Below are 5,529 nucleotides of genomic sequence, written 5' to 3' on the forward strand. Positions count from 1 at the left end.
GCCTGCGCCTCCTCTTCCCGCATCGCCCCTGCCGGCCCGATCTCCAAAATGCCCGGGCAGTCCACGATCTGCACCGGGTGGGGGATCCCGGGCAAGTCCCAATCGTAAACCGCCACCGTCTGCGTGGTGCCCAGCGTTGCCCCCACCGCCCCCACCCGCCGCCCCAGCAGCGCGTTCACCAGCGAGGTTTTGCCCGCCGATCCGGTGCCGAAGACCACCACCTTCAGTTGGGGCCGGGCCAACTGTTGGGCCAGCCGAGCCGACCGCTCCGCCAGCGCCGCCCGCGCCACCTGATCCTGGATCTGCGCCATCTGAGCTTCTAGGTGCACCAGGTTGCGCCGGGCTGCCTCCCACTTCTCGGCAGGGGTCTCCGGGGAGGCTGGCCTGGGAAGCCTCTCGGTTTTAGGGGCGGGGCGGAACAGAAACAAGTAGTAGATGGAAGCGGCCAAAAACACCAGCAGCAGCAACACCAGCACCCCGATCAACAGCCCCCCCAAAATCGGGTGGTAGCGGGTGGCGTAGTACAGATCCAAAAACGATTGGATCAGCCAGACAATCAAGCCCGTGAACGAGGCCAGCAGCGCCAACAGCAGCAGCAAGCGCAGATAGGGAACCGATCGCATAGGGATCCAGGGCCACAACCATTCGCGTCAGCGGAACGGAGTCCTTTTGACTCTAGCCGTGGCTGATCCTGTCCGGCTACCTAGATCTCGCCCTCAGGCTGTAGGGGCGGCTCTTCCCCTTCACACCGGGATCCCCCCTCGATGACCCGAATGGCCTGCGGCTCCCCATCCACCTTCACCTGCAGATGGCGCAACTGCCAGGCTGTTCGCGTCAGCGGGACGGAGTCCTTACCGGCCACCCCCCGCTCCGACTCCACAGCCACCTCGCCGGTGCGCCGGGAGCCTGTGATCAAAAAGGACAGACAGGCCCAGCCGGCTTGCTCATCCTCCTGAAAGCGCAGCCGCGAGGGCCAGCCCGGACGCAGGGGATCCCCTAGCTGCTCCACCACCACCGCATTCTGTTCGAGCTGCTCCACCGCCAACTGGTAGGTGCGATAGGCTCCCGAAGCGCGGATCCCATTCCAGACCAGGATCCCTGCCCCCACCAGCCCCAAGCCCAGCACCGCCAGCAGACCCAGACAACCACAGCCGCAGCAGCCCAGCGGGACAGCACAGCCAACTTGTTGGGGACTTTCCGACATGGCCAACCGCCACCGCAGAGTGCCCCTACACTAACACAAAGTTGCCGCTCATCCTGGTTGCCTTCCTGTCCCACAAAGCCCAGATAAAAGGCCAATCAAGCCTACGCCATTTGTCGGTAACGAGCGACGCTTCCCAGTTCCGTATTGCTACAGACATCTGTTTGTAGCTTCAAACAACAGCTCGGAAAATCATGGAATCGGCCACTCTTTGGCAAGTTCAAGCAACCCATTGTTGAGTCTAATTCCGCACTGCAGCGAAGGTTGGATCCCTACGTATCAAGTTGCTGGCTTTGCTCCCGATTAGCCGAGAAAAGCTTGCACCACAAAGATTCTAGGCTTTTTCCTCGGATGGGATCTGGTCGCATCAGCGGGACGGAGCCCTTATGAATCAGCAGTCAATGAACACCTCGAAAGCCCCCATTCTCGAATCCGCTATTTGGCGGAGTCAATATCAGAGGGATTTATCGAGAATAAGAGCAGCAAAAAATCTCGATTTAGCAGCATGAATCTATGAATGAAGCGACAACCATGACCGTGCAGCAGATCATTCAAACCGCTATGATCACCGGTCTGCTCACCGCTGCTCAGGAACACGAGCTCAACGTGAGGCTGTTCCGAGAGGAGTGCTCCGAGGCCGACCTCTTCCTGCTGCGCCGCCTGCACCGCTGCCTACGCCAGGGATCCATCCGCCAGATCCCGGCCTTGCACAACACCATAGTCGTTGGCCGCTTCGGCCCACCCCTGCGCCCGGTGCCGGACAGAGCCGAGGACGCACAGCCCCAAGCTTCTGGGCCGAAGCTGGTGCCTCAGCCTAACCCCAAGGTCAGCTAGAAACCGCAGGAACCCCGCCTTGTACCCGTAGGGTCAGGGTCGAGAGGAATGCGGATAAAGACTTCATAAGCTGGGCTCAAAAGGTTCGCGATCTATTTTCCAGCCGTTCGAGCATAGCGGGGTCGGGATCCAGCTTCAGGGAGTAGAGGCCGTAGCAGGCCAGCAGCCAATTGAGCAGACGGGCCACCACGCGGGCGGTTGGCCGCGTCGCCGATCCCACCGCCACCCCTCCCAGGGAAAGGCCGACCACCGGGCGAGCGGCGAAGATGGCCTCACAGGTTTGTAACAGTCGCAACCAGCCCAGCCCCCCCGGCTCTGGGTAATGCACCGCCGGCGCCAGAGAGGGATCCAGCACACTGCAGTCCACCACCAAAAACACCGGCTGCTCCGGCAAAGCCTCCACCACCTGCTGCGGATCCCAGCCATCCTGGGCCCAGAAGATCGGGCTGGAGTGTTTTTTGAGCCAGGCGTAGGCGGGGGCACTGCCGCTGCGCAGCCCTACATGCACCACCGGCAGCTTGTGCTGGTAGAGCCGCTCCACCCAAGCGGCGTTGCCATAGCCCATATCTTGCTCCGGCTGGGTCATCTCTGCGGGAGGCATCAGGTTGGCATGGGCACTGCAATGCACCACACTCAGGGCCGGGTGGTGCTTCCAAAGGGCACGAATGGCCCCCCAACTGGCCGCCAAGACCGAAGGCAACAACACCGGCCACTGTTGTCGTCGCCAAGCCTGCGTCACTGCCGCCTCACACATGCCGTAGGGCGGCTCATCCACCAGCCCCGGCAACTGCGCCACCGCCAGCTTATCCACATCGATCCCCAACCTAGGCTCGAAGGCACACAGTTCGGCGCCAGCGTTGAGAATGGCCAGCGGCGCCTGCGTATCGTGGCCAAAAGCAGTGGGGATGAGAATGACCCTGGCGTTGGATTGCGAACTGGGATGGAGGGACCACTGGGCCATGGACGTCGTTCCTGTTGCAAAGGTAGAGCTCTGCGGCCTGCTTCTATAGTGGCTCACAGGGTAAGCCGGGATCCGCCGGCGTCGGATCTGGATCTGCTACGAAAAATTACAGTTCGCCGGCAGATCTGGGGTCAAAAATTGGGCCGATGGTAGATTCAAAGTGCTCCGCGCCGCAACTCCAAGCGCGGCCCGACAACGCAAACAACAACGAGAAGGTAGGCTATGGCTGTGATGGAAGGCGATCCCCGTCAGGGGGCGAAGCTGCCTCTGTTTGGCGGATCCACCGGAGGGCTGTTGAGCGCAGCCGAAACCGAAGAAAAATACGTGATCACCTGGACGGGCAAGCCGGGGCAGGTGTTTGAAATGCCCACCGGCGGCGCTGCCGAGATGGTGGAGGGCAAAAACTATCTCACCTTCGCCCGCAAGGAGCAGTGCTTGGCTCTCGGCGCCCAGTTGATCTCGGAGTTCAAGATCAAGGACTACCAGATCTTCCGCATCCCGGCGGGTGGACAGCCGGAGCTGGTGCATCCCAAAGATGGCGTCTTTCCCGAGAAGGTCAACGAGGGGCGCCAGCCCGTCGGCAAGGTGGATCACAACATCGGCAAGAACAAAGAGCCGGTTACCTACAAATTCACCGACGGGAAGCCCTGGGACTAATTCCGGCGGCCTTTGTCTTTCTGTCTTGTCGGATCCCCTGGCCAGCTCAGGGGATCTTTAATTTATTCGTCTCCGCTGGCAACCGGTTTGAAAGGGTTCGGCGCTGTTAGCCCTCACCCCCGGCCCCTCTCCCCGAGGGAGAGAGGAGGCGGAAGGTCATGTTGGGAAGAGTCGGATCTTTTGTCGGGCTGCCTTTGGCCAAAAAAGCTCCAGCAAAGCTGGAGCTGTACCTGCACCCTGACAGGGCCTGGGCAAGCCTACTTGGCAACCGCCGCGAAGAACTCCTTGGATTTCACCGGGTCGGGGTTCATCGTTCTCTGGCCGGGCTGCCAGTTGGCCGGGCAAACTTCATCGGGGTGAGCTTGCACGTACTGGATGGCCTGCAGGGTGCGCAGGGTTTCATCCACGCTGCGGCCAAAGGCCAGGTTGTTGATGGTGGCATGCTGGATGATCCCTTCCTTGTCGATAATGAACAGGCCGCGCAAAGCCACCCCTGCCGCCGGATCTAGGACATTGTAGGCGGCGCTGATCTCTTTCTTGAGGTCGGAGACCAGCGGATACCTCAGCTCGCCCACCCCGCCGGCTTTGCGGTCGGTCTGAATCCAGGCCAGGTGAGAGTACTCGCTATCCACCGAGACGCCGAGGATCTCCGTGTCCAGCTTGGCAAACTCGTCGTAGCGATCGCTAAAAGCCGTGATCTCCGTTGGGCAGACGAAGGTGAAGTCCAGGGGGTAGAAGAACAGCACCACGTACTTCTTACCCCGGTAGTCGGAAAGCCTCACCGTCTTAAACTCCATGTCGTAAACGGCAGTGGCCGAAAAATCGGGAGCGGGCTGCCCCACCCGCAGACATCCTTCCTGAGACATTAGTCGACGCTCCTTACAGTAAAGTACAAATGTAAACCAAACCTAACATACCATACTCATAATGACTTTGTCTTGCTGGTCGGCTAAGCTGGAGCGCCGCGATCTAGGGTATCCCCCTTCTTTCTCGTCGCTGGACTCTACCAGGGCAGGGAGATGGTTGCCATGAGGGTGGCGCTGGAGTTTCTCTACCACTTTTGCTGTGACCGCTGCCGGCGGTGGTGGAGCCAGGCTGACGTGGAGCCGCAGCCGGGGGATCGCCTCTATTGCCCCTATTGTGGCTATCACAATTGCATAGAAGGCATCGACACCTTTCGCGACGCCGCACGGGGCAGTTGCCTGACCCGTCCCCCCGATGCCCCTTCTGCCAAGCTGCCCAAAATCGGGAATCGGCCTCAGGATCTGGGATCCCCAAGCTGATTCACTTTATCCGTTCACTGCATCTGCCAAGCTGCCCAGGTGGGGGGGCAGCCAGGAGTGGGGATCGGCCTCAGGCAGCGAAGAATCCAAGAGCGAGTGGCAGGGGCGGCGCTCTTCCAAAAGGGTGGTGGAGCAGCAGCAGCTATACACTTCTAGGTAGTCGTCGGGCTCCGCCTCGAAAATGGCATACTGGCCGGGGAAGAGGGTACGCTCCCAGTGGCCGGGGATCGTTCGGATCACCTGAACCTGCCGGGAACGGTTGACGAAAACGTATCTTCTCATCGCGTTTTTTTAATGTCCTTAAGAAAAACTTATTGGCTTTAAGCCAGGCTATCACCCTTGATCCCCAGCCGACAATAGCCAACGGCCAAGACGGGGATCGCTCTTTCTGCTTGACTTTGGGGGATTTGTTCTCTCAGATTATTGGGGTTGAGAGAACGGGATCCTGAGAAGAAGCCTACCCTGGTAAACTGAGGAGCAGAGTCTGAAGATATCCTTAAGTTGGCCTTCACCGTTCCGACATCACAAAGGGGGCACACCGTGGACAACAAGTTGGGGCTAGAGATCATCGAAGTGGTGGAGCAGGCTGCCAT

General features: G+C 60.1%; 8 protein-coding genes. 3 read left to right on the plus strand and 5 right to left on the minus strand.

Translation table 11 applies throughout. The features are described 5' to 3' along the window. Both NW857_RS02390 and NW857_RS02395 read right to left on the minus strand, forming a co-directional pair. The coding region (locus NW857_RS02390; protein WP_414367861.1) for a GTPase at positions 1–623 on the minus strand (623 nt) is incomplete at its 3' end. Between the two features lie 80 nt (positions 624–703). Beyond that, the gene (locus tag NW857_RS02395) at positions 704–1,204 is read right to left on the minus strand and encodes a cytochrome c oxidase assembly factor Coa1 family protein (protein ID WP_414367862.1); all 501 of its coding nucleotides are present in this window, start codon (positions 1,202–1,204) and stop codon (positions 704–706) included. A 510-nt stretch (positions 1,205–1,714) separates the two neighbouring features. Between NW857_RS02395 and NW857_RS02400 the strand changes: the two genes are divergently transcribed. Next, on the plus strand, positions 1,715–2,035 hold the full coding sequence (locus tag NW857_RS02400; protein ID WP_414367864.1) for a hypothetical protein: 321 nt from the start codon (positions 1,715–1,717) through the stop codon (positions 2,033–2,035). A 76-nt stretch (positions 2,036–2,111) separates the two neighbouring features. On the opposite strand, the gene NW857_RS02405 is transcribed toward NW857_RS02400, so the two are convergent. After that, positions 2,112–2,996, minus strand: coding sequence for an arginase family protein (locus NW857_RS02405; protein WP_414367866.1), 885 nt, complete (start codon positions 2,994–2,996; stop codon positions 2,112–2,114). A 222-nt stretch (positions 2,997–3,218) separates the two neighbouring features. Between NW857_RS02405 and NW857_RS02410 the strand changes: the two genes are divergently transcribed. Next, the gene (locus NW857_RS02410; RefSeq protein WP_414334398.1) at positions 3,219–3,653 is read left to right on the plus strand and encodes a photosystem I reaction center subunit II PsaD; all 435 of its coding nucleotides are present in this window, start codon (positions 3,219–3,221) and stop codon (positions 3,651–3,653) included. A 257-nt stretch (positions 3,654–3,910) separates the two neighbouring features. Here the strand turns inward: NW857_RS02410 and NW857_RS02415 are convergent, their stop codons facing one another. Beyond that, the gene (locus tag NW857_RS02415; protein ID WP_414334399.1) at positions 3,911–4,519 is read right to left on the minus strand and encodes a peroxiredoxin; all 609 of its coding nucleotides are present in this window, start codon (positions 4,517–4,519) and stop codon (positions 3,911–3,913) included. 153 nt (positions 4,520–4,672) lie between these two features. Between NW857_RS02415 and NW857_RS02420 the strand changes: the two genes are divergently transcribed. After that, positions 4,673–4,936: a hypothetical protein gene (locus tag NW857_RS02420; protein ID WP_414367868.1), complete on the plus strand. Its 264-nt coding sequence runs from the start codon at positions 4,673–4,675 to the stop codon at positions 4,934–4,936. A gap of 6 nt (positions 4,937–4,942) precedes the next feature. Here the strand turns inward: NW857_RS02420 and NW857_RS02425 are convergent, their stop codons facing one another. Further along, positions 4,943–5,218: a DUF1830 domain-containing protein gene (locus NW857_RS02425; RefSeq protein WP_414338064.1), complete on the minus strand. Its 276-nt coding sequence runs from the start codon at positions 5,216–5,218 to the stop codon at positions 4,943–4,945. Between the last annotated feature and the right edge of the window lie 311 nt (positions 5,219–5,529).

This window comes from Synechococcus sp. H55.9 (assembly GCF_047462355.1).
GTDB lineage: Bacteria > Cyanobacteriota > Cyanobacteriia > Thermostichales > Thermostichaceae > Thermostichus.